At 69.6% G+C, this 22,636-nt stretch carries 24 protein-coding genes; 9 read left to right on the forward strand and 15 right to left on the reverse strand.

Annotated features, from left to right (window positions below; translation table 11 throughout):
- The 3 genes from ACLD7X_RS00005 to ACLD7X_RS00015 form a co-directional block, all read left to right on the forward strand.
- Positions 1 to 618, forward strand: a 618-nt coding sequence (locus tag ACLD7X_RS00005) for a flavodoxin-dependent (E)-4-hydroxy-3-methylbut-2-enyl-diphosphate synthase (RefSeq protein WP_411421385.1), incomplete at its 5' end; no start/stop codon positions are given.
- A 92-nt stretch (positions 619 to 710) separates the two neighbouring features.
- Positions 711 to 2,057 carry a S41 family peptidase gene (locus ACLD7X_RS00010; RefSeq protein WP_411421386.1) on the forward strand — a complete coding sequence of 449 codons (1,347 nt, stop codon included), beginning with the start codon at positions 711 to 713 and terminating at the stop codon, positions 2,055 to 2,057.
- Between the two features lie 19 nt (positions 2,058 to 2,076).
- Entirely contained in the window at positions 2,077 to 2,334 is a 258-nt protein-coding gene (locus tag ACLD7X_RS00015; protein WP_411421387.1) for a DUF6737 family protein, read from the forward strand.
- Positions 2,335 to 2,390: 56 nt separating this feature from the next.
- On the opposite strand, the gene ACLD7X_RS00020 is transcribed toward ACLD7X_RS00015, so the two are convergent.
- Positions 2,391 to 2,561: a hypothetical protein gene (locus ACLD7X_RS00020; protein ID WP_411421388.1), complete on the reverse strand. Its 171-nt coding sequence runs from the start codon at positions 2,559 to 2,561 to the stop codon at positions 2,391 to 2,393.
- A gap of 69 nt (positions 2,562 to 2,630) precedes the next feature.
- Positions 2,631 to 6,221 (reverse strand): transcription-repair coupling factor, encoded by a 3,591-nt coding sequence (mfd, locus tag ACLD7X_RS00025; protein WP_411421389.1) that lies wholly within the window; start codon positions 6,219 to 6,221, stop codon positions 2,631 to 2,633.
- On the opposite strand from mfd, the gene ACLD7X_RS00030 reads away from it, so the two are divergent.
- Positions 6,220 to 7,176 carry a hypothetical protein gene (locus ACLD7X_RS00030; protein ID WP_411421390.1) on the forward strand — a complete coding sequence of 319 codons (957 nt, stop codon included), beginning with the start codon at positions 6,220 to 6,222 and terminating at the stop codon, positions 7,174 to 7,176. The two genes, mfd and ACLD7X_RS00030, sit on opposite strands and share 2 nt — an antisense overlap.
- 33 nt (positions 7,177 to 7,209) lie before the next feature.
- Here ACLD7X_RS00030 and ACLD7X_RS00035 read toward each other — a convergent pair whose 3' ends face one another.
- Complete coding sequence (locus ACLD7X_RS00035; RefSeq protein ID WP_411421391.1) at positions 7,210 to 8,028, reverse strand: hypothetical protein; 819 nt, start codon at positions 8,026 to 8,028, stop codon at positions 7,210 to 7,212.
- 54 nt (positions 8,029 to 8,082) lie between these two features.
- Here ACLD7X_RS00035 and ACLD7X_RS00040 point away from each other — a divergent pair, with 54 nt between their 5' ends.
- From ACLD7X_RS00040 to ACLD7X_RS00055, 4 genes are all read left to right on the forward strand, one after another.
- Complete coding sequence (locus tag ACLD7X_RS00040) at positions 8,083 to 8,883, forward strand: TerC family protein (RefSeq protein ID WP_425625006.1); 801 nt, start codon at positions 8,083 to 8,085, stop codon at positions 8,881 to 8,883.
- 14 nt (positions 8,884 to 8,897) lie between these two features.
- Positions 8,898 to 9,251, forward strand: a complete 354-nt coding sequence (locus ACLD7X_RS00045) for a DUF6464 family protein (RefSeq protein ID WP_411421393.1) — start codon at positions 8,898 to 8,900, stop codon at positions 9,249 to 9,251.
- 336 nt (positions 9,252 to 9,587) lie between these two features.
- Positions 9,588 to 10,862, forward strand: coding sequence for a DEAD/DEAH box helicase (locus tag ACLD7X_RS00050; protein ID WP_411421394.1), 1,275 nt, complete (start codon positions 9,588 to 9,590; stop codon positions 10,860 to 10,862).
- A 19-nt stretch (positions 10,863 to 10,881) separates the two neighbouring features.
- A complete protein-coding gene (locus ACLD7X_RS00055) occupies positions 10,882 to 11,061 on the forward strand; it encodes a hypothetical protein (RefSeq protein ID WP_411421395.1) in 180 nt (59 codons plus the stop codon).
- 12 nt (positions 11,062 to 11,073) lie between these two features.
- On the opposite strand, the gene ACLD7X_RS00060 is transcribed toward ACLD7X_RS00055, so the two are convergent.
- The 12 genes from ACLD7X_RS00060 to ACLD7X_RS00115 all read right to left on the reverse strand — a co-directional run bounded on the left by ACLD7X_RS00060 (position 11,074) and on the right by ACLD7X_RS00115 (position 22,239).
- The gene (locus ACLD7X_RS00060) at positions 11,074 to 11,382 is read right to left on the reverse strand and encodes a hypothetical protein (protein WP_411421396.1); all 309 of its coding nucleotides are present in this window, start codon (positions 11,380 to 11,382) and stop codon (positions 11,074 to 11,076) included.
- A 102-nt stretch (positions 11,383 to 11,484) separates the two neighbouring features.
- Complete coding sequence (gene fmt / locus ACLD7X_RS00065) at positions 11,485 to 12,534, reverse strand: methionyl-tRNA formyltransferase (RefSeq protein WP_411421397.1); 1,050 nt, start codon at positions 12,532 to 12,534, stop codon at positions 11,485 to 11,487.
- Positions 12,535 to 12,553: 19 nt separating this feature from the next.
- Complete coding sequence (locus tag ACLD7X_RS00070; RefSeq protein ID WP_411421398.1) at positions 12,554 to 13,951, reverse strand: TldD/PmbA family protein; 1,398 nt, start codon at positions 13,949 to 13,951, stop codon at positions 12,554 to 12,556.
- Between the two features lie 2 nt (positions 13,952 to 13,953).
- Complete coding sequence (locus ACLD7X_RS00075; protein ID WP_411421491.1) at positions 13,954 to 15,393, reverse strand: TldD/PmbA family protein; 1,440 nt, start codon at positions 15,391 to 15,393, stop codon at positions 13,954 to 13,956.
- A gap of 186 nt (positions 15,394 to 15,579) precedes the next feature.
- Positions 15,580 to 16,701: a magnesium-protoporphyrin IX monomethyl ester (oxidative) cyclase gene (acsF, locus tag ACLD7X_RS00080; protein ID WP_411421399.1), complete on the reverse strand. Its 1,122-nt coding sequence runs from the start codon at positions 16,699 to 16,701 to the stop codon at positions 15,580 to 15,582.
- A gap of 80 nt (positions 16,702 to 16,781) precedes the next feature.
- Positions 16,782 to 17,219 carry a DUF2996 domain-containing protein gene (locus tag ACLD7X_RS00085; protein ID WP_411421400.1) on the reverse strand — a complete coding sequence of 146 codons (438 nt, stop codon included), beginning with the start codon at positions 17,217 to 17,219 and terminating at the stop codon, positions 16,782 to 16,784.
- 203 nt (positions 17,220 to 17,422) lie between these two features.
- Positions 17,423 to 17,947: a hypothetical protein gene (locus ACLD7X_RS00090; protein ID WP_411421401.1), complete on the reverse strand. Its 525-nt coding sequence runs from the start codon at positions 17,945 to 17,947 to the stop codon at positions 17,423 to 17,425.
- 3 nt (positions 17,948 to 17,950) lie between these two features.
- On the reverse strand, positions 17,951 to 18,619 hold the full coding sequence (locus ACLD7X_RS00095; protein WP_411421402.1) for a flavin prenyltransferase UbiX: 669 nt from the start codon (positions 18,617 to 18,619) through the stop codon (positions 17,951 to 17,953).
- Positions 18,620 to 18,622: 3 nt separating this feature from the next.
- Positions 18,623 to 20,947, reverse strand: coding sequence for an RNB domain-containing ribonuclease (locus ACLD7X_RS00100; protein ID WP_411421403.1), 2,325 nt, complete (start codon positions 20,945 to 20,947; stop codon positions 18,623 to 18,625).
- Positions 20,948 to 21,099: 152 nt separating this feature from the next.
- A complete protein-coding gene (locus tag ACLD7X_RS00105; protein ID WP_411421405.1) occupies positions 21,100 to 21,414 on the reverse strand; it encodes a TMEM165/GDT1 family protein in 315 nt (104 codons plus the stop codon).
- A 19-nt stretch (positions 21,415 to 21,433) separates the two neighbouring features.
- Positions 21,434 to 21,820 carry a TMEM165/GDT1 family protein gene (locus ACLD7X_RS00110; RefSeq protein ID WP_411421406.1) on the reverse strand — a complete coding sequence of 129 codons (387 nt, stop codon included), beginning with the start codon at positions 21,818 to 21,820 and terminating at the stop codon, positions 21,434 to 21,436.
- Positions 21,817 to 22,239, reverse strand: a complete 423-nt coding sequence (locus ACLD7X_RS00115) for a YkgJ family cysteine cluster protein (RefSeq protein WP_411421407.1) — start codon at positions 22,237 to 22,239, stop codon at positions 21,817 to 21,819. Before ACLD7X_RS00115 ends, ACLD7X_RS00110 begins: the two co-directional genes overlap by 4 nt.
- Before the next feature lie 243 nt (positions 22,240 to 22,482).
- Between ACLD7X_RS00115 and psb30 the strand changes: the two genes are divergently transcribed.
- The gene (gene psb30 / locus ACLD7X_RS00120; protein WP_412007072.1) at positions 22,483 to 22,626 is read left to right on the forward strand and encodes a photosystem II reaction center protein Ycf12/Psb30; all 144 of its coding nucleotides are present in this window, start codon (positions 22,483 to 22,485) and stop codon (positions 22,624 to 22,626) included.
- Positions 22,627 to 22,636 lie beyond the last annotated feature (10 nt).

Here is a 22,636-nt window from a genome sequence, read left to right on the forward strand (position 1 = left end):
ATGGAGTTCATCCACATCTGCGACCGCCTCGATTTCCACAACATCGTGGTGTCGATGAAGGCCTCCCGTGCCCCGGTGATGCTGGCCGCCTACCGGATGATGGCCGACCGCATGGATGCCGAGGGGTTCCCTTACCCGCTGCACCTGGGGGTCACCGAGGCGGGCGACGGCGACTACGGCCGCATCAAGAGCACCGCCGGCATCGCCACCCTGCTGGCCGAGGGCCTGGGGGACACCATCCGCGTGTCGCTCACCGAGGCGCCGGAGAAGGAGATCCCCGTCTGCTACTCAATTCTGCAGGCGCTGGGGCTGCGCAAGACGATGGTGGAGTACGTGGCTTGCCCCAGCTGCGGCCGCACCCTCTTCAACCTGGAGGAGGTGCTGCACAAGGTGCGCTCCGCCACCGCCCACCTCACGGGTCTGGACATCGCCGTGATGGGCTGCATCGTCAATGGCCCCGGCGAGATGGCCGATGCCGACTACGGCTACGTGGGCAAGACCCCCGGCACCATCTCCCTCTACCGCGGCCGGGAGGAGATCCGGCGGGTGCCCGAGGCCGAGGGGGTGGAGGCCCTGATCGCCCTGATCCGGGAGGACGGGCGCTGGGTCGATCCCTGATCCGCCCTGACGACGGTTATCCAGCCCGTGGGTTCGCCGTTCGGGGGCGCTAGCTTGAAGCTCAGTTAGCCGGGCCTGCAAGGCTCTACGAGATGGGCAGCGCACGCACCAGCCTGATCGTGCTGGTCGGACTTGGTGCCTGCGCAGCCACGGCGGTCGTGGCGCGCGAGGCGGTCACGCCCCCCGGGGGGACCAGCCGCATCACCGACAGTCCGAAGGAGGTGATCGACCAGACCTGGCAGATCGTCTTCCGTGACTATCTGGACATCAACGGCAAGTACACCCCGGATCAGTGGCGCAAGTTGCGCAAAGACGTGCTCGCCAAGAGTTACGACACCCCCAAGGATGCCTACGAGGCCATCCGCGGCATGCTCGGCACCCTGGATGACCCGTACACCCGTTTCCTGGATCCGCGCGAATTCAAGGAGATGCAGATCGACACCTCCGGGGAGCTCTCCGGGGTGGGAATCCAGCTGAGTCTCGACAAGGACACCAAGGACCTGGTCGTGGTGGCCCCCATCGAGGGATCGCCGGCCTCCCGGGCCGGGGTGCAGCCCAAGGATGTGATCACCGCCATCGACGGGAAGAGCACCAAGGGGATGAGCACCGAGGATGCGGTCAAGCTCATCCGCGGCCAGGCCGGCACCACGGTGACGCTCACCCTGCGCCGCAAGTCCCAGGTCCTGGAACTCCCGCTGGTGCGAGACCGGATTGAACTCCATGCGGTCGACCACCAGATCAACGCCACCCCTGATGGGGTGAAGGTGGGCTACATCCGTCTCAAGCAGTTCAACGCCAACGCCACCAAGGACATGCGCCTGGCGGTGAGGGATCTGGAGGAGAAGGGCGCCCAGGGCTATGTGCTCGACCTGCGCAGCAATCCCGGCGGCCTGCTGGGCGCCAGTGTGGAGATTGCCCGCCAGTGGCTCAATGAGGGCACGATCGTGTCCACCAAGACCCGCAACGGCATCACCGATGTCAAGCGGGCCACCGGCCGCGCCCTCACGGACAAACCGCTGGTGGTGCTGGTGAACGAGGGCTCGGCCAGCGCCAGTGAGATTCTCTCCGGTGCCCTGCAGGACAACAAGCGCGCCGTGCTGGTCGGTCAGAAGACCTTCGGCAAGGGCCTCGTGCAGTCCGTACGTGGCCTCTCGGATGGTTCCGGCATGACCGTGACCATCGCCAAGTACCTCACCCCCCGGGGCCGGGACATCCACAAGCACGGGATCGATCCCGACGTGCCCGCCAAGATGACGGAGCAGGAGGCCCAGCGCCTGCGCCTGGAGGACCTGGGTACGGCCAAGGACACCCAGTACCGCGTGGCCGAATCGACCCTGCGCAAGCGTCTTCAGGCGACCAACACCGTGGGTCGCTCCTACAACCCCGCCAGCACGAACCTGCCGGCCGCCCTGGGCGCCTCGGCCCGGCCGTCCAACTGACGCCTCGGCCGCCTCTGACGTGCTGACCAAATCGGAGACGACCCCTGCGCAGGCCGGCCCCTCGATCTGGGCCTCGAAGCCCTGGTGGTGTCAGCCCTGGAGCATCGTGCTCACCGGCATGGCCGTTCCCACGGCGAGCTGGGTGACCCTGCACCGCTGGTGGATCACCGTGCCTCTGGCGGTTGGCGTGCTGCTCTGGTGGTGGCTGTTTCTGTTGGTCGTGCCGGCGGCCTACCGGCGGGGCGAACTCGAACCACAGGAAGGTCCACCGGCCTGATGCACGGGTGCCTGATGGAAGGGTTCCCGGCCTCTGGAACGGCTGATCCGGTCGGCTCAGGCGACGGGCTGCATCAGGCCGCCACCCGGATGGGAGTCGTCGTCGTCGTTGTTTTCACCGGGGGTGCTGAGCAGGGCGTAGAGACCCAGGACGAGGCAGCTCAGGACCATGCCGATCAGGCCGATATCCGAAGAGAGGCCGGCTCCTGTCGTCATCACCTCACCCATGCCGGCCCGTTCATAAAACTCTCAGGATCGTAACGAAGGTTTGCGCTCTTTGGGGGCGCTCCGGCGGCATCAGACCGTCAGCACCGCCTCGTTCTGGGCTGAGGCCTGCTCCGCCCGCTGGGCATCGGTGAGGCCATCGCTGCCGGGGATCTGCTCGGCCATGGCCTTGAGCCAGGTCATCAGCTCCTCCACCTGCTTCTCCATCGGCAGCACCGCCAGGCCCCGGGCCAGCACCTTGGCGGTGCTGCCCGCTCCGGCCTGGTACACGAGCCTGCCGTGCAGATGCTGGGGCAATCCCTGGCGCAGCAGCCGGAAGGCCGGTTCCTCCATCGGCGTCTCCAGGGCGATGTTGGGTTTCTCGGGCTTGATGCGCGAGAAGCCGCAGCGCCTGGCCAGCAGCTTCAGCTCCATCAGCTGCAGCAGGGAGATCACCGGTGCGGGGATGGCCCCGTAGCGGTCCACCCAGCCGGTGGCCAGCTCCAGCAGCGCCACGGAGCTGTCGCAGTCGGCGGCTGCCCGGTAGGCGGCCATCTTCTCGTCGTTTTCGGTGATCCAGTCGCCGGGGATGAAGGCCGTGATCGGCAGGTCGATCTGGGTGTCGTCGACCGCCGGGATGTCCTGACCCTGGATCTCGGCGAGCGATTCCTGCAGCATCTCCATGTAGAGGTCGAAGCCGATGGCCTCCATCTGGCCGCTCTGCTCCACCCCCAGCAGGTTGCCCACGCCGCGGATCTCCATGTCGCGCATGGCCAGCTGGTAGCCGCTGCCCAGCTGGGCGAATTCCTGGATGGCCCGCAGCCGCTGCCGCGCCGCCTCGCTCAGGGAGGCATCACCGGGATAGAACAGCCAGGCATGGGCCTGGATGCCGCTGCGGCCCACCCGGCCGCGCAGCTGGTAGAGCTGGGCCAGGCCGAACCTGTGGGCGTCCTCGATCAGGATCGTGTTGACCCGCGGGATGTCCAGGCCGCTCTCCACGATCGTGGTGCAGAGCATCAGATCGGCTTCGCCGGCATTGAAGGCCACCATGGCGCTCTCCAGCTCCCCCTCGGCCATCTGGCCGTGGGCCACCAGCAGCCGCAGGCCGGGGATCATCAGCCGCAGTCCCTCGGCCACCTCCTCGATGCCCTCCACCCGCGGCACCACGTAGAAGATCTGGCCGCCGCGGTCGAGCTCCTGGCGGATGGCGCTGCGCACCGCCTCCTCATCCAGGGCGGCCAGGTGGGTCTTGATCGGGCGGCGCAGCGGCGGCGGCGTGGTGATCAGGCTCATCTCGCGCACGCCCGAGAGGCTCATGTACAGCGTGCGGGGGATCGGCGTGGCGCTGAGGGTGAGCACGTCCACGTCCTTGCGGAGCGCCTTGATCTTCTCCTTCTGGTTCACGCCGAAGCGCTGTTCCTCGTCCACCACCAGCAGGCCCAGCTGCTTGAACGTGGTGCTCTTGCCCAGCAGCTGGTGGGTGCCCACCACCACATCCACCGTGCCCGCCGCCAACCCCTCCTGGATCACCTTGCGTTCGCCGGCGGTGCGGAAGCGGTTCAGCAGGTTCACCTTCACCGGATAGGGGGCGAAACGCTCCGAGAGGGAGCGCCAGTGCTGCTGGGCCAGCACGGTGGTGGGGGCGAGCATCGCCACCTGTTTGCCCGCCGTCACGGCCTTGAAGATGGCGCGGATCGCCACTTCGGTCTTGCCGAAACCCACATCGCCGCACACCAGCCGGTCCATCGGCTGGGGCCGCTCCATGTCGCGCTTCACCTCGGCGATCGCCTTCACCTGATCCGGGGTGGGCTCGTAGGGGAAGGAGTCCTCCAGCTCGTTCTGCCAGGGGCCGTCGGGGGGGAACGGGAAGCCAGGAGCCTGGTGACGCTCCGCATAGAGCTTGACCAGATCGAGCGCCACCTTGCGCACCGCCTTGCGGGCCCGCTCCTTGGCCTTGCTCCAGGCCGTGCCGCCCATCCGGTTGAGGTCCGGCGGGTTGTCGCTGGTGGCGCGGTAGCGGCCCAGGCTGCCGAGCTGGTCGGCGGCGACCCGCAGCAGCCCATCGGCGTACTGGACCACCAGGTAGTCGCGCTCCTCGCCGCCGATGGCCAGCTTCTCGAGCTTGAGGAAGCGGCCGATGCCGTGGTTGCGGTGCACCACGAAGTCGCCCGGCTGCATCTTGTTGGGATCCACCGTGCGGCTGGCGGCCTTGCGGCGGCGGCGCACGTAGCCGGTGGCGGCCAGGGCGTGCTGGCCGAAGAACTCCCGATCGGTGATCAGCACCAGCTTCCAGGCCGGCAGCTGCAGGCCCTCCAGCTCGGCGGTGCCCCGGGTTTTCAGGGCCACCGGGGTGTTCTGCTCGATCAGCCGCTCGATCGCCGGGGTGTCGGCCGGGTTCGGCACGAAGCGGGTGATGCAGTCGTGCTCCTCGAGCAGGGCCACCGCCCGGGACGGCTGGGCGGAGAGCAGCCACACCCGCGCCTTCTCCTGCTGGAACCCCTTGATCAGGGAGGCCAGCTTGCCGAAGGCGTTCGGGTGGGCCGGCACCGAGCGGGACGCCAGATCGAAGCTGTTCGGATGGCTGTCGCTCTCGTGCAGTTCGGCCAGATCGAAGCCCGCCAGGGCCGTGGCATCGGCCAGAGCGCTCTCGGGGGAGCGGTGCAGCTGTCCGGGGAGCAGGGAGGCGGCCGCCGTGGCATCGCCGTGGCCGAGGCGTCGGGCCAGCTCGGCGCAGACATCGCCATGGTGCTCGCTGGCATGCTCGAACCACTGCTGGCCATGGGCCAGACAGTGGCGCCGTTCATCGATGGCGATGAGGGTGTTCTCGGGGAGGTAATCCAGCAGGGAGGCCGGCCGGGACCAGGCGAGTCCCATCAGGCGGCGCATGCCCTCCGGCGTTCCCCCTTCGAGCAGCTCCTCGGTGGCCTCCGGGCTGAGCAGATGCTCGAGACCCTCCGGGATCACCTCCCGCAGGGCGGCGGCGATCAGCGGGCCGTACCCGGTGGGCGTCAGGCGCACCACCTCGGTGGGGTCGAGCGAACGCTGGCTGGTCGGATCGAATTCGCGCAGCTTCTCGAGGTCCTCGCCGAAGAACTCCAGCCGCACCGGCAGTTCGGCGCTCACCGGGAACACATCGACGATGTCGCCCCGCCGGCTCCAGGTGCCCTCCTGGTCAATCGTCGGCACCCGCTGATACCCCAGCCGGGTGAGCGTGTCGCCGAGGCTGTCGAGGTCGAGGCGCTGGCCTTTGCGCAGGCTCAGGCAGCGGGCCCTGAGCGTGTCGGGTGGAGGCAGATGGGGCTGCAGGGCCCGTTCCGTGGCCACGATCGCCATGCGTGCGGGGCCCGGGTCCAGCAGCTCGCCGAGCACCTGCAGCTGGCCCCAGGTGATCTCACTGGTGGGGTCGAAGGGCTCGTAGGGGCTGCCCTCGCTGGTGGGATAGAGCTGGCTGCTGTTCCAGCCCATCAACTCGAGCAGAGCAGCCCAGCGCCCGGCCTCCTCCAGGGTGGGCACCACGACCAGCAGCGGAGCCTCGGCCACCCCAGCCAGGGCACTGCTGATCAGGGCCCGGGTCGCCCGTCCCGCGCCGCTGAGCCTCAGCCGCTCCGGGCGTCGGATCCGCTCGAGAACCTCCCCGGTCAGGGGCACCTGCTGCAGCTGACGCACCAGGGCGGAGAGGGGCATGGCGACGGTTCCAGCGATCCCCGATCTTGCCAACCGGCACCACCGCGATGCAGTCCCTGGTCAGAATGGGCAGGTGGCGCGCTACGTCTGCCCCTACTGCCGTCCCCGGCCGCTGGCGATGCTGCGCCGGCCCGATGGGATCTGGATCTGCGCCCGCTGCGGCGATCCGCTGCAGCGGCTACCGGCGGTCCGCCCTCTGCCGGCCCTGGCCGGCCTGCTGGTGGCCCTGGGCCTGGGGGTGGCCTTTCTGCCCTGGCGGCGCTCCCTGCCCCTTCCGCCGGCCCCCGCCCTGCAGGAGCTGCTCCAGCCGCCGCCGGAGGCCCTCGCCGCCCTCTCGGCCCCCGGCGGGCTGGAGGGCATCGACGAAGGCAACCTGCTGCAGCAACTCGAGGTGGCCGATGCGGCCTGGACCCCCCGCGTCGAGCTGCTGCCGGATGGCCGCACCCGCTACCACTACCAACGGCATGCGGGGGAGCCCCGCCTCTCCCTGAGTGAGATCCGCCAGCGGATCGCCGACCCCCCCAGCTTCCGACTGGAACAGGCTGCCATCAGCCAGCTTCTGGCGGTTCTGGGCCGGGCCGGGGTGCGTATCCAGCTGGTCCAGCCCCGCAAGCAGGGGGCCGCAGCCGAGTGGGACCCCGGTTCGCGGACCCTGCGCATCAAGCCGCGGGTGGTGGCCAGCGGCAGCCGCGAGTTCGCCCGGGTCCTGAACCATGAGGCCATCCATGTGGCCCAGAGCTGCAGCCGAGGGCATCTGCGCGCCATGCCCAGGCCGCTGGGACTGTCCCAGCAGCTTCCGGTCCATCTGGCGGGTGTCCTGCGGGAGTCGGTGTACCGCCAGGCCTCGCCCCAGGTGCAGTTGCTGGAGCGGGAGGCCTATGCGAACCAGCACCGCCTCGGGTTCGGCGCCGACCTGGTGGGTCGGCACTGCCGCTTGCGGGGAGCTGGGGCCTGAGGCCTGGCCGGAATCCGGCCCGCCGGGATGTGATCAGGGCCCTGCGGCAGGCCCGTGCATCGCGGCAGGCCCGTCCATCCCGGCAGGGCCGTCCTTGTCGGCAGAGCCGTTCATCAGGGCCTCTTCCAGGAGCATGTTGAACTGCAGCAGCTGGGTGTCGCTGAGCTGCTGACGACTGGTGAGCGAAAAGTGCTGTTCCAGGCACTGCCTGCCGCGGGCGGCATCCCAGCCGAGCTGACCCAGCAGCTGGTCGCACTGGGCCAGCAGGTCCCGGCGTCGCAGGGGCACAGGGGCACTCTCCGGGTGACTGTCCGGCGGCAGGGCCCGGAGGGCCTGCAGGTAGGCCTGCAGGTCGGCGTAGGTCGTGAGTCTGTGGCGGCTCGGATGGCCGAAGGCCCGCTCGAGGTAGGCCCCCTCCTGCTCCCGTTGCCAACCCAGGCCCCGCAGCAGCAGGTCGATCTCGGCCAGCTCACTGCTCCAGTCCTCGGGATCGGCCGGCGGCTCCAGTCCGCGCTCGGCCGCCGGCATCGCCCGTGCCGGACTGGTGGCAGGGGATTCGGCCGGTGCCGATGGAGGGGCCGCAGTGGCCGATGGGGCCGATGGGGCCGATGGGGAGGGGGCCGGTGCCGATGGAGAGGCGGCCGGGGGCAGGGGTGCCGGTGGTGGGGCCGGGGGACGCTGCGGCGGATGGCCCAGCCGCCGCTGCAGCCGTTCGAGGGCCCGGTCTTCCGCCTCCTCCGCCGTGGCGGCTTCGCCGAGGGCGCTCCCCAGCAGCGCTCCGGCCTGGTGCGCTGACACCTCCACCACGCGGGATCCGGATTCGGCGTGCACCAGGCGGGCCTGCAGCTGCATGGGGCACTCGAGGCTGGGTTGGCACTTCCTACAGTGCAGCCTCCGCTGGCCCCGATGGAAGCCGAGTCGATTCAGAGCCTGACCCCGCTGTTGCGCGAGGTCGACCAGTGGCATGAGCTGCTGCTGCTGCTGCCCCTGCTGGTGGCTCTCGAGGCCGTTTTATCCGCTGACAACGCCATTGCCCTGGCGGCCATTTCCAGGCGCCTGCATGACCGGGCTCGCCAGGAGACGGCTCTCAACCTCGGCCTGCTGCTGGCCCTGGTGTTTCGCCTCGGCCTGATCCTGGCCGCCGAGTGGGTGCTGGATTTCTGGCCCCTGGAATTGCTGGCGGCGGGCTATCTGCTCTGGCTGTGCGGGCGCCATCTGGTCACCGTGTTCCAGGAGGGCGAAGACGTCGAGGACGATGGGGCCGACATGGCGAGCACCCTGGCGGCCGGAGCGGCTGTGGCGGATGGTCACGAGACGCACCACCATCACCACCACCACGCCACCGCCAGCCTGGGGAGCGTTGTGGCCACCCTCGCCGTGACGGATCTGGCGTTCTCGATCGACAGCGTCGCCACGGCGGTGGCGGTGAGTGATCGTCTGGCTCTGGTGATGGCTGGAGGGGTGATCGGCGTGATTGCCCTGAGATTGACGGCCGAGTTGTTCATCCGCTGGCTGGAGATCTTCCGCCATCTCGAAACCGCCGGCTATCTGGCCGTGGGTCTGGTGGGCGTGCGGCTGCTGTTTCGCTTGGCACTGCCTGAGCTGGTGCCCCCCGAATGGGCCCTGCTGCTGGTGGTGGCATGCCTCTTCCTATGGGGATTTTCGGTGCGGAACGCTCCCCGCGATCCCCTGGCCCCGGCCGACTGAGGGGAGAGGCGGGGATGCGGGTGGAACTGCGCCAGATCGGCAATGACCGGCTGCTCGAGACCCTCGAGGTGGAGGCCCTGGCCGAGGTGCCCCAGCCGGGTCGCTGGCTGGAACTGGGCAGCCGCAGTTTTCTCGTGCTGCAGCGCCGCCACCGCTATCAGCTGCGGCGCGGCCGCTACGAGCTGGTGGCGGTGGCCCTGCAGGTGAAGGTGGAGGCCAGGCCCGTCGATGCGCGGCGCTGGGGTCATGGCTGGGTGATCGGTGATCCCCGCTGCCGCTTCAATGCCCGCAGTCCCCTGCTGCGCTGCGCCGTGCTCCCGGATGGTCCCTGCGAGCAGTGCGCCCACTTCTCCCCCGGCATCGGCTGATCCCGCCCCCGACGCTCCGAGCCGGGGGCGACGGACGATCGCCTCGCTCCCCCTGCCGATCCCGCCAGCGCCGAGGCTGAACGTCTGGACGTGCCGGCGATGGCACGGTGGCTCCAACGGCGGCCCAGGCGAGCCGGCGGGCTGGCAGGGCCGCCCGTAGGGTGAAGGCACGATCGCGCCCCTCTTTCCCCCATCGCTCCTTCCTCCCGTTCCGCCGCCTCCCCAGCCGCCAGTCAATCCAGCGCTGAGGCCCTCCCCCTCGCGGCGCCCGCCTCCGGCGGAGAGGGCGGCCCCGGGTTCGCCGATCTGGGTCTGGGGCTGCCCATCCTCAAGGCCGTGAGCGAGAAGGGCTACACGACCCCCTCGCCGATCCAGCAGCAATGCATTCCCACCGTGCTGGCCGGCCATGACGTGATGGCGGCGGCCCAGACAGGCACCGGCAAGACCGCCGGGTTCACCTTGCCGATGCTGGAGCGGTTGCGCCACGGACCCCATGCCCGGGGAGGGGTGGTGCGCGCCCTTGTGCTCACCCCGACACGGGAGCTGGCCGCCCAGGTGGCCGACAACGTGGCGGCCTATGGGCGTTACCTCGACCTCCGCAGCGACGTGGTGTTCGGCGGCGTGAAGGTCAACCCCCAGATCCACCGGCTGAGGGCCGGAGCCGACATCCTCGTGGCCACGCCGGGGCGGCTGCTCGATCTGCAGCAGCAGGGGGCCCTCCGACTCGATCGCGTCGAGATCCTCGTGCTCGATGAAGCCGATCGGATGCTCGACATGGGCTTCATCCGCGACATCCAGAAGTTGATCGCCCTGATGCCTCCGAAGCGCCAGAACCTGCTCTTCTCGGCCACCTTCAGTCCGTCGATCCGCAAGCTGGCCCACGGGCTGCTGCATCAGCCCGTGCAGCTGCAGGCCACACCGGAGAACCGCACGGCTGCCACCGTGGAGCACCTGCTCCACCCCTGCGACATGGCCCGCAAGCCGGAGTTGCTCTCCCACCTGATCGCCGGCAACGACTGGCAGCAGGTGCTGGTGTTCGCCCGCACCAAGCATGGGGCGAACCGCATGGCCGAGCGGCTCTGCCAGGAGGGCATGGTGGCCGCGGCCATCCACGGCAACAAGAGCCAGGGCGCCCGCACGCGGGCCCTGGCAGGGTTCAAGAGCGGTGAGGTGCGGGTCCTGGTGGCCACGGACCTGGCGGCGCGGGGCATCGACATCCACCAGCTGCCCCACGTGATCAACCTCGATCTGCCGAACCAGGCCGAGGACTACGTCCACCGGATCGGCCGCACCGGCCGCGCCGGCCACCCCGGCCATGCCATCTCCCTGGTGGCGGCGGAGGAATGCGAGCTGCTGCGCGCCATCGAACAGCTGATCGGCACCCGTCTTCCCAGTGAGGAGGTGCCGGGCTTCGAACCCACCGTGCTGCGCGCTCCCCCCCTGGATCTCAGCGGCGGTCGCGGCGGGCGGCGACCGGGGGACGCCCGCCGGAGTGGCGGTCGCGACGCCGGGCGGCAGGGGGCGGGTGGACGGCGGGCCGGCGCTGCTCCCGCTGTGTCCGCAAATGGCAGCAAACGACACAACCGGGGACGCGGGCCTCGGCTCGGATAGGGCCGCAACGACTTTCCCCATGCCCTACGAGCCCGGATCCCCTGAATGCCGCGTGCTGATCGACTGCAAGAGCCAGATCGAGTCGATGCTGCTGGCCCTGGATCGCATCGAGAACAGTGCCCACATCCGTGACCAGCTCAGATCCGTCCACAACCAGCTGGAGGGCCTGCACGCGCTGTACCGGCGGTCCAGCCCCTAGCCGAACCGGCTCCTAGGCCGTGCGGGTGGCGCTGTCCGAGCTGGCGAGAAGCTCCAGCTCCTTGCACAGGCCGTAGGCGCAGGCGAGGGTGGGTGCCTGTCTCGGCACCTCCGGGAACTGTTCATGCCGCACCACGTAGTGGCCGGAGGTCTGGCGGAAGATCCGGCAGCCTTCGCCGCCATCGGCCACGTAGGACAGTTCGGTGACCCAGCCCTCCGGCGATGGGGCCCGCTCCCCCGGACCCCTGGACTCCGGTTTCTTCCGGGCCGCGGAACCTGTTGAGGCGGCCTTGAAGTACCAGTTGAAGGAACCGATGGCCATGGGTCCACTCCCAGCACTTGCTCCAATCTGACCCCGCGATCAGGTGGCGCTCATGTCAGGGGACCCTGACCACACACAACTTATCGATGGGTTCCCGCCGCTTCAGGCCCCCGCCAGCTCGGAGAGATTCCCTGCCCCCTGACCGAGCTGATCCCCTGGACGTGCGTCGAGCTGCTGGATCAGCCCCTGGCCGCTGCAGGCCCGTTTGCCCTCCAGCTGGGCTTCGCGGATCAGCAGCGGGCAGCCACTGCTGGCCACCACCAGACCGCTGCGGCTGTCCAGGGCCAGCACGGTCCCCGCTGCGCCGCTGCCGCTGGGCCAGCGACCGCACAGTTCAGCGCCTTCCGCCGAGAGCTGCTCACCCAGACGGGCCACGAGCGGTTCGGTGGCCAGCAGCTTGAGTCGACGACCCCGCCAGAGGGAGTGCGCAGCCGGATAGAGCCCCATCACCTGGCGGTGGATGGCCAGGGCCGGCCGGTTCCAGTCGATCAGGTAGTCCGCCTTGTCCAGCTGACGCGCGTAGGTCATGCCCTCCTGGCTCTGGGTGCGCACACCCAGCCGCTGCAGGCGTTCGGCTTCGGGCCCCGGCCCCACGGCGGCGATCGCCGCCATCGCTTCCACCAGCAGTTCGCCCGTCAGGTGGGAGAGGCGGCGGGCGAGCTGGTGGGCGTTCTCCAGCAGACCGATCGGGATGCGTCGCTCCAGCAGCACCGGACCGGTGTCCAGGCCGGCCTCCATGGCCATGATCCCGACGCCGGTTTCTCGGTCGCCTTCCAGCAGGCTCCATTGGATCGGCCCGGCCCCGCGCCAGCGCGGCAGGAGGGAGCCGTGGCCGTTCCAGCAGCCGAGGGGTGGCTGGGCCAGCACATCCGGGGGAAGGATCTGGCCGAACGCCACCACCACGTAGACATCCGCTCCCAGCCGGGCGAGGGCGGCCTGGCACTCGGGTTCGCGGCGGATGCGCTCCGGGGTGAACACGGGCAGCTGCAGCTCCACGGCCCGTTGCTTGACCGGTGAGGGCACGAGCTGGTTGCCTCGCCCGCGGCGTCGATCCGGTTGGGTCACCACCCCCACCAGGGTGTGGCCCGCCGCCACCAGGGCATCCAGGCTCGGGACCGCGTAGGCGGGGGTGCCCCAGAACAGGATCCGCATCGCCCCGTCCCGGCCCCCCTCAGGCTTCGCCGGTGACAGAGAGACCTTCCACCCACACCAGCGGGCAGAGGCCATCCGGCGTCAGCTTGGCTTCGCCCTCGAAGCCGATGATGCCCTGCAGCACCTGCCGGATGTCGCCGGCCACGGTGGCAGCCTCGATTGATCGCGCCTCGCCGTTCTGGATGAGCCAGCCGTCGAAGGGAAGGGAGAAGGCCCCCTGGCTGGCCTTCACGCCGGCATGGAGAGCGGAGAGCGAATCAATCCACACCAGGGGTTGGTCGGCGCGGAACCGATCCAGTCCCTGCTGGCCGCCGCCACTGCCCGGGGTTGGGCCGATCTCGAACCAGTCCGGTCCCACGGACACCTTGGCGCCGAGCCCGGCGTGACCTGTGGGGGCGACACCGAAGGCCCGCGCCGTGGCCTCGGAGTGGAGGAAGCTCGTCAGCACCCCGCCCTCCACCAGGGTGAGCCGCCGGGTGGGGGTCCCCTCGCCATCGAAGGCGGAGGCCCCGATGTTGCCGGGATGCCGGCCGTTGTCGTGGATCGAGAGAAACGGCGCCGCCAGCTGCTCGCCCAGGGAGTCGCGGTGGCTCAGGCTCACCCCATCCAGCACCGCCCGGGCATTGAACACACTGCTGAAGGCGCCGACCAGATCGAGGAAGGCCTCCGGGCTGAACACACAGGTGTAGCGGCCGGTCGCGATCGGGGCGTAGTCCAGGTGGCTGATCGTGCGTTCCGCGGCCTCGTCGATGCAGCCCTGGATGTCCAGCTGGGAGGCGCCATGGGCCAGGCGGACGGCTCCGGCACTGCGGGGCTTGCGCCCGGTTTCCTCGGCCCGGGCGTAGAGGTAGAGGCTGGCTGTGGTGAGCTGCTGATGGCGGCAGGCCCCGGCGCTGTTCAGATAGAGGCGTTCACTGCTGCGCTGGGCCAGCCCGTTGTAGGGCACGGTGGCGAAGGCGCTGTGCCGGCCGAGCAGGGAGGCTTCCGCCTGCTTCAGCGTGTCCAGCAGCTGGAGGATCGGCTGCGGGGCATGGCGGGGCTGGTCCAGGGGCTCCAGCGGAGCCGTGGCCAGGGGGGAGAAGGCCGGAGTCTCGGCGGGATTGCCGAAGGCGCTGGCCCCATGGGCTCCGGCCAGGGCCTTGGCCAGGCCTTCCTCGGAGAGATCGGAGGTGCTGGTGATGCCCACCAGTCCGTCGCCGTTCCAGACGCGGATCGTGATCGCGCTGCGCTGGGCCCCCTTCATCTGCTTGGCCTCGCCGCGGTCCACCTGGACCGAGGTGTCGGTGCTGCAGGAGGCGCCCAGGTCCCATTGGCCGACCCCGTGCTGCCGGGCCAGGGTCTCCAGCCGCTCCCGCAGCTGGGGGCCATCGAGCCCGGGGGCCTGATCCGGCATGGTGCCGGCCGTTGCGGTGGCCATGGTCAGCGTCCCCCCACGGTGATCGAATCGACCTTGATGTGGGGCTGGCCCACGGTCACGAAGATGCTGCCACTCACGGAGCCGCAGAAGCCGGCCGCGAGGTCGAGGTCGTTGGCGCACATCGAGATGCGAGGCATCACCTCTCGGGCTTCGCCGATCAGGGTGGCCCCCTTGACCGGTTTGGTCAGCTGGCCGTTCTCGATCAGGTAACCCTCCTCGACTGCGAAGTTGAACTGTCCGGTGGGACCGACGCTGCCGCCTCCCATCGACTTGCAGTACAACCCTTGGTCCACCGAGGCGATGAGCTGCTCCGGCGTGTGGGGACCGGCGGCGATGTAGGTGTTGCGCATGCGACTGGCGGCCGCAAAGGTGTGGCTCTGGCGGCGGCCACTGCCGGTGCGGGCGTGGCCGGTGCGCAGTTCCCCGGCGCGGTCGCTGATGAAGCGCTGCAGCACCCCGTTCTCGATCAGCACCGTGCGCTGGGCCTCCATGCCCTCGTCGTCGATCGAGAGGGAGCCGAAGGCCCCATCGCTCAGCCCCTCATCAATCGCGGTGACGGCGCTGTGGGCAATCGGTTCGCCCACCTTGTCGGCAAACGGGGTGGTGCCCCGTTCCACCTGGGTGGTCTCCAGCAGATGGCCGCAGGCCTCATGGAAGATCACCCCCCCGAAGCGGTTGGCCAGCACCGCCGGCATCTGGCCGGCCTCCACATAGTCGGCGTAGAGCATGGTGGCGGCACTGGCGCAGACCTCCTGGGCACTGGCGTCGGCATCCCAGTGGCGCAGATCATCGGGACGGCCGGAGGTGCCGTAGCGACGTCCCAGCCCCGCCCGGTGGTCACCGTCGGCCACGAGCACGTTGAGGCCCAGGGATTGATGCAGCCGGATATCCCGCGCAAAGGTGCCATCGCTGGCGGCGACGAGAATCTCCTGCCAGTCGCGGGCGTAGCTGCCGCGGCGGACCTGCAGATGGCGGCCGTGCTGCTCCAGGCGCGCCGTGCCCTCCAGCAGTTTGCGTCCCGCCTCCGCCAGGGCAGGGCAGCGCTCGAGCCAGTCGGCCTTGGTGGTCCCGAAGTCCCGCAGGGCGGGCAGGCCGTCGAAGCCTGCACGGCCGTGCTGGAGGCGCTGCAGCCCCAGCATGCCGAGAGCCTGATCCAGCGCGGTCAGGAGGCCCCGCTCACTGAGGTCGTTGGTGCTCACGAAGCCGTCACGGTGGCCGAGGAAGACCCGGATGCCCGCGCCCATGCCGAAGGATGGGCTGACGCTGGTGATGCTGTCCTGTTCGGCCAGCAGGCCCAGGTGGTCGGTGCGCTCCAGAAAGACTTCCACCAGGTCGGCACCGGCGGCTCGGCCGGCAGCCAGGAGGGGCTCCAGCCGCGCCATCCAGGACTGGTCCAGGCGCTGCAGGCTGGGCGGAGCTGTCGACACGACCACGGTGTTCAAGGCGGTGTTGAGGGCAGTGTTCAGGGTGGCGTTGAGGGCGGTGACCCGGTCGCTGATCGGGGGGCGGGGAGAGCCGGGCTGAGGTCCGTCCGGAGGGGTCCTAGCCAAAAGGCCCCGGTTGCGGTGACCGGGGCCCTGGGGAGTGACCGCTGCAGGCGGTGGATGTCAGGGGAAGGGGCCTGCCGATCAGCGGACGGCGGGCTGGAACTCCTCGCTGCGGATGGGTTTCATCAGGAAGAGTGCGGCCATCTCGGCAGCATTGGCGATCCAGTAGGGGAGTTTGCGGATCGCCTTGAGCGGGGCCGGTGCTCTGCTGGCGTCGGCGCTGCTGAGCTTGGCGTTGTTCTCCACCAGCCGCTCCAGTCGGTCCCAGAATCTGGGGTTGCGGACGTCGAGAACCACGGGGAAGACCCTGGCGGAGGTCTCGTTGGTCTTGTCGATCACGTACTTGTCGTACGCGCGGGCATCGAGACCGAGGGCTTCGTAGAACTCCTTGCGGGCCACGTCGCGCACATACATGGTGGCGAACACGGCGAGCAGGAAAAAGCGGCACCAGAGCCTTGCCCGCAATCCCCGGACGGTGTCGGGCTGGGCCTTCATCAGGGCATCGAAGAAGTCGCCATGGCGGTTCTCGTCCTGGCACCAGTTTTCGAAGAAATTGAAGATCGGGAAGATCTTGCTCTCCGGGTTCTTCTCCAGGTGCCTGTAGATGGCGATGTAGCGCCAGTAGCCGATCTTTTCGCTCAGGTAGGTGGCGTAGAAGATGAATTTGGGCTTGAAGAAGGTGTAGGCCTTGTTGGCCGTCAGGAAGCCCAGGTCAAGCTGGAGGCCGAAGTCGCTCATCGACTTGTTGAGGAACCCGGCATGGCGGGCTTCGTCGCGGGCCATGTGGGCGAAGCACTCGGCCAGCAGAGGATTCTTGTCCTTGATGCGCCGGCTCAGCTCCTTGTAGAGCAGAAATCCGGAGAACTCGGAGGTGCAGCTCTGCTCCAGGAACTCGACGAAGACCTTGCGGGTTTCGGGATCGAGTTTGTCGGCGGCGCCCTCGAACTCCTCGTTGCGGACGAAGTGGTGGCGGTTGTAGTCCTTGCGGAACTCTTCGCAGATGGCTTCCAGTTCGACCTCGTTCGGCCGCAGGTCCATCGCGGCCATCGCGTCGAAGTCGGTTGTGTAGAACCGGGGCGTCAGGATGGTGTCCTTCACCGGGTCCTTGATCGCCGGGGAATCCGGGGTGCCGACCGGCTGGCCGGAGCTCTGGCCGGACGCAGGTGCGGCGACGGAATTGGCTACAGCGGTGGGTGGCACCATCAGGTGGAGCGGCACAGGGCGTGCCTGCATCGTAGGTGGCGCGAGTCCGAGCGGGGCGCGGATGTAACGCCGGCGCCCGCTCAGTTGGCCCCCAGCCACTTCTGGCCGTTGAGCCGCTGCACCAGGCGCGAGACCAGCAGCGCCAGGGTGATCTTCTTCTCGTCGATCAGGAAGGACTCCACCAGGCTGGGCTCGGCTCCCGCCTCAGCCACCAGCACGGTCTTCGGCGCGTTGAGGCTGGGGCTGGTGAAGCAGAGCCAGAAACGCCGTTCCCCCGGAAGAACGCCGACCACCATCGAGCAGGGGCTGCCGATCACCGGCATCGGCCCCTCACGGAAACTGAGGCTGGGTTCAGCACCGCCATAGCTCTGGATCTCCTTGACCAGGGCCGGGATCAGCAGCGAGGGGATGAACGTGTTGAAGGGGGTGTCTTCAGGGGCAGGAGGCTTGGCGGCCGGCTTGGCCGCGGCTTTGGCGGCCGCGCCAGCGGTCTCCGGAGACTTGGTGGATTCACTCACCGGACCTGGCCTCGATCGTCGTCTCGGCAGACTTTAGGTGGCTTCGATTCGGTGGTAGTGATGAGGTGGATCCGATGAGGTTGTTCTGATCCGTGGGCTCGGATCGCTGCTTCCGATCACTGGCCCGGATCCCTGGCTGCACCCGGCGGCCACGTCTCCCGCCCCTGGCGGCCACGTCTCGTGCCCACCCGGTCGCGGGATCCCTACCAGGCGTCGCTCGGCGCCTGATCCCAGCCATCATCGGCGCTCCGATCCCACCCCCCAGGGACCGGGCCGCTGGGGCTGCTGCTGCTGGCTCCGGCCACGGGGGCCTGGTCCTGCCCCCGTCGGATCACCCGGTAGGGCACGGCCACGGTGGGACTCGCCTCCCCGGCGGCCCGGGTCGGTCCTGCCGTCGCCCCGGGCCAGGGGGCGGGCTGGGCTGGTTCGGGAGCGCGCCTGCGGGGGATGTCGCGATCGCTGGCGGTTTCGGGCGTGCTCAACGGCCGGCGCACCTGGCGTTGCAGCCGTCCTGGGGCGGTGCGCAGGGCAAGGCCGGTGCCCAGGGCACTCAGACCGGCACCACCGGCCGCGGCCACCATCAGCCAGACCCCGATCGGCAGGGCCGGGGACGTCCAGGTGAGCAGCCGCAGGGCGACGGGGGGCCTGGGGTTGAAGGCCCCGACCAGAAGCACCGCCAGCAGAGGGGCCAGCAGGGGAAGCAGCAGCAGCTGTCGCACCAGGGCCAAGACTCAGGGCAGCGGGAGCAGGGAGCCTGGAGACTCCTGGGTGGACGCGTTCGCCGAGTCTGCTCCCCTTCCAGGGCCCTGCCAACGCTGCAGCTGGCCCAGCTCGAAGCCGAGCAGGTCGAAGGTGCGGATCACCAGAAAATCCACCATGTCCTCGATCGTGCGCGGCTGGTGGTACCAGGCCGGTACCGGTGGCGCGATCCGTGCTCCGGCCTCCGCCAGCGCGGTGAGGTTGCGCAGGTGCACCAGATTCCAGGGCGTTTCCCGCGGGCAGATCACCAGCGGGCGCGCTTCCTTGAGATGCACGTCGGCGGCCCGCTCCACCAGGTCCAGCGCCACGCCGGAGGCGATCCGGCCGACGGTGCCCATCGAAGCCGGCAGGATCACCATGCCCCGGGTGCGGTAGCTGCCGCTGGCGATCGCCGCGGCCTGGTCATTCCAGCGGTGGCAGCGCAACCGGCCGGTGCGACAGCCCGTTTCCTGGCGCCAGAACCGTTCCTGGGCCTCAGGTTCACTGGGGACGCGCAGCCCCAGTTCCGCCTGCCACACCCCGATGGCTCCCCGGCTGGTGACCATCTCGACGGCCTGGCCGGCCTCCAGCAGCAGCTGCAGGGCCCGCCGCGCCAGGGGCTGCGCCGAAGCGCCCGAGACGGCCAGCACGACGGGGTCCATGGCTCAGGCCTCGCTCAGGACCGGGATGGTCTCGAAGGCCGTGGAGGTGGTGTCGTCATCGTCGTTGTCGCCGCCATCGTCGCCGTCGTCCTCGTAGCCCTCGGGCAAGAGAACCCCCAGGTCGATCTGGTGCCGCAGCGCGTCGACCTTCTGGATCTCCACGTCCACCTGATCCCCGAGCATGTAGGTGCGGCGGTTCTTGCGACCCACCAGCCGGTTCTGGCGGGAGCGGTACTCGTACCAGTCGTCCTTGAGCGAACTGACGTGCACCAGGCCCTCGACATTCGAAGGGGGCACCTCGACGAAGAAGCCGTAGCTCTGAACCCCGCTGATCACACCCGGCAGCACCTGGCCCACCAGCGGTTCCGCCTGACGGGCCTGGGCCATGGCCAGGAGGTCGGCTTCGAGCTCCGCCAGGAACCGCCGCTTGCCGTTGAGGCGCTGCAGAAGTCCGTGGGTATGGGCCTGGAGGAACGGCTGCAGGGCACTGTTGGGCAGCAGGGGCCAGTCGATGGCGCCGTGGCAGGAGTCTGAGGCCAGATCCACGCCGATCTTGTGACGCACGCTGGGGCGGTCCTTCCCTTCGGTGAGCAGAAGCACCAGCAGCGACTGGTTCCAGAGGTCGGCGTAGTGGAGGGTGGGGCAGCTCCAGGGCGCCAGGGCGGCCTCGTCGCCGTGCAGGCCGGCCAGGGCATGGTCCCCGGGTTCGCTGGCCAGGGAGATCGGCCTGAGGATCGCCTTCATCTGCTGCTGCAGGGATCGGCTGCGGTCGGTGGCGGCGAAGGCGGCGGCCAGCTCCGCCCCGCTGGCGTTGCCTTCCTCACCCAGCTCCAGGGGAATGTCGAGGGCCAGGGCGGCCTTGGCCACATCGTTGAGGTCACTGGCCTCCGCCGGAGGATTGACGGCATAGATGGCCGGCAGTTCGAGCGCCCGGAGGTGCTGCCCCAGGGCCCGGTCCGCCAGCAGCAGGGCCTCCCGCAGGATCGCCATCGGGTGATGGGGCGGCAGCTGCACCATCCATCCCCGGGTGGCGGCGTCGGGTCCCGGAATCGCCAGGTCGCCGAGACTCTCGATCGGGGGCATGGGCAGGTCGAGGTCGATGGACCCCTGATCCAGGCGTCGCTGGCGGAGCAGCTCGCCCAGGGCGATCAGCTGCTCGAGCTGCTCGATCTGGTCCTTGAGCGGTTTGAGGGCCGCGGGGGTGGTGCGGCTCTTGGGCTTGCGCTCCGCCAGGGCCGTCAGGGCGCTGGCCCCGACGACGGCGGCAGGCTTGATCTGGCTGAGGCAGAACCGGTAGTGCTCCAGGACCCCCTCGCTGGAGAGGTCCAGTCCGACCGAGACGGCCGCCTGCGCCTCGCCGACCCTGAAGGCCGCGGCCTTGGTCAGGGCGGGGCTCAGCAGCGGCAGCCACTGACGGCCGAGGCAGAGGGCATCCGCCTGGTCCCGCAGCCAGTGGTCGAGGCTGCTGCCGAAGCCCAGCCGCTCGGCCACGGCGGGGGTGTGGATCCAGAGGGTGCAGCCACCCTCGCGCTGCTCCAGGGCGAGGGCCGGCAGGTCGGGGGCCTCCTTGCCCTGCCAGTCACTCAGCAGCAGGCTGTTCTGGGCGGTGAGATCGGTGCGCTCCTTCGGCGCCGGCAGCTTGAGGGTGGCCCGGGGGGCGGCGGGTCGCGCGTGGAGGCGGTGCTTGGTCAGCAGCAGATCCCGATCCGCCGCTTCACCGCCGTTCACGGGCAGCCGCCGGGCCACATGGCCCTGGGGAGCGAACTGGGCCACGGGGTACCGGTCGATCTGCACCTCCACCACCGAGGCGTGGTCGGGATCGAGATAGGCCGCGTCAGCCTCGGGGAGGCGCACGCTGGTCAGCAACCGGTCGTCGAGGGGGGTGGCCACCAGCTGATCCTGCTGCTGTTCGACCTGGGCCAGCAGGGATGGGGTCTGCCGCTCCAGGATGCACTGCACACCGCCCTCGGGGGAGCGCCGGCGTCCCCCCTCGCGGGTGACCTTCACCAGGACGCGATCGCCGTTCCAGGCGTGGTTGAGCTGATGGTCGCGGATGTAGATGTCCTCTCCGCCGTCTTCACGCAGGGCGAAGCAGAAGCCCTTGCTGGAGCAGCGCAACCGGGCCGGGATGAGCTCGGGGTTCTCCTGGCGCCGCAGGCCTGAATCCTCCTGGGCGAGGAGGCCGAGCCTGATGAGCGCGTCGAGTCCGATCTGCAGCTGACGCTTGTCCTGGTCACCGCTGAGGCCCAGGGCCTTCTCCAGCTTGACGATGGGCAGGGGCTCCCCGGCGGGAAGCTGGTCGAGCAGGTCGGCGACCGTGAACTTCATCGAATCAGCGGCTGGTTGGCGTGGTCCGCCGGGGGGAGCCCAGGGGGCCGGCGGAGGGGTGCATGGGGAGCGGGCCCTCCGGACTCGGAGCGATGCCCACGAAGCCCCTGCTCCCTGATCGGCTGACTTTAGGCAGGCGAGTGGCCAGGGGCCTAGGCCTGGCCGGAATCCTCGCTTGCCTCGGCTTCCGCCTCGGCGGTCGCCTTGAGGATCAGCCGGATCCCCAGCACCAGGAAGCCCGCCGAAGCGGCCAGTTGGAGGGCATTGGTGGGGATCACGGCGGAGAGGGATCCCCCCGCCCCCGCCCCCAGCAGGCTGGCCAGCACCAGGGCGGTCGAGCTCCCCGCGAACACCGCGCCCGGGCGTGGTGAGGTGCCGCTGATGGTCACGATGGCCAGCTGGGTCTTGTCGCCCAGTTCGGCGAGGAACACCGTGGCGAAGGTCGAGGCGAGGAGGGGGAGGTCCATCGGAACGGGAGGCAGGGCCTCAGCTCAGGGGCAGATCGGCGGGCGAGGGGGCCAGGTTGACCACCGCCTGGCGCCCCAGCCAGAGCCCCAGGGCCACCATCAGGATGCCGGCCAGCCGTTCCAGCTGCTGGGCGGGCATCACCCCGGCCAGCCAGCGTCCCAGCAGCACCCCGACCAGGCTCGAGCAGATCAGCGCCAGGGAGGCCCCCACGAACACCAGCACGGGCTGGCCCGACTGGGCCGAGAGCAGCAGCGCCGCCAGCTGGGTCTTGTCGCCCAGTTCGGCGAGGAACACCGTGGTGAAGGTCGTGATGAAGGCCACGCCCCAGCTGCTGCCCCGCGGAGAAGGGGCTCCCGCCGCACCGGCCTCAGCACCGGCTTGATCGTCTTCGGGATGGCTGCTCATGCCCGGCCGCGGATCGCCCGCAGAAATCGACGCATCACCTTGCCACGTCCCCCATGCTCACAGCGGATCTGCTGGGTGCAGCAGCCGATCGCCAGCTGATCAAAGGACGCCGGCGGATCACCCGGCCCGTCGCCGAACAGACCGAGCAGGTTGCTGACCCGGCAGAAGTCGGGCCGGCTCTCGTAGATCCGGCAGCGGCGCCCGCCGGTGTCGAAGTGGATGCACCATCCGTCGGGACCCACCATGGCCAGGTAGGTGGCGCGCTGCTGGGGATCCAGCGCCTCGAGGGCCTCGTGGCGCTGGGCGGGATCCAGACGGCAGCAGGCGCCACAGCCGCTGATGCATCGCCACTGGGTGTGTTGTCGTGAGGCCACCTGTGCCGCTTCCTCGGGGTGCGCTGCCTGGAACCATTCAGTCACAGCTTCCGGTCAGTCCGAGCAAGCGCCCAATCTCGACGTCCGGCAGCGATTCGGCTCCCGACCAGCCCGCCTGGCGGTTCCCGCTCCACCGCTCTGGCGGTTCCCGCTTCGCCGCCCTGCCGGCGCCGCTCCGGGAGGCTGCGCCTCTGGCGTGGATCTGAAGGGGATCTGAGGCCGGGGGGCTGTGACAAGCCGTCACAGTGGGTGCCCAGGGCCCTGGAGCCTGCAGATCAGCGCCTAAGTTTGCCGGCAGCGACCTGGGCTCCCGAGCTGGCCACCATGGGCATCGACTTTCACCTGATTGCGAACTTCGCCGCACTGGCCCTGATCACCCTGGCCGGCCCTGCCGTGATCTTCATCCTCTTCTACCGGCGCGGCGCCCTCTGAGCCTCCCAGG

It is taken from the genome of Aphanothece microscopica RSMan92 (assembly GCF_046613545.2).
Classification (GTDB): Bacteria; Cyanobacteriota; Cyanobacteriia; order PCC-6307; family Cyanobiaceae; genus NIES-981.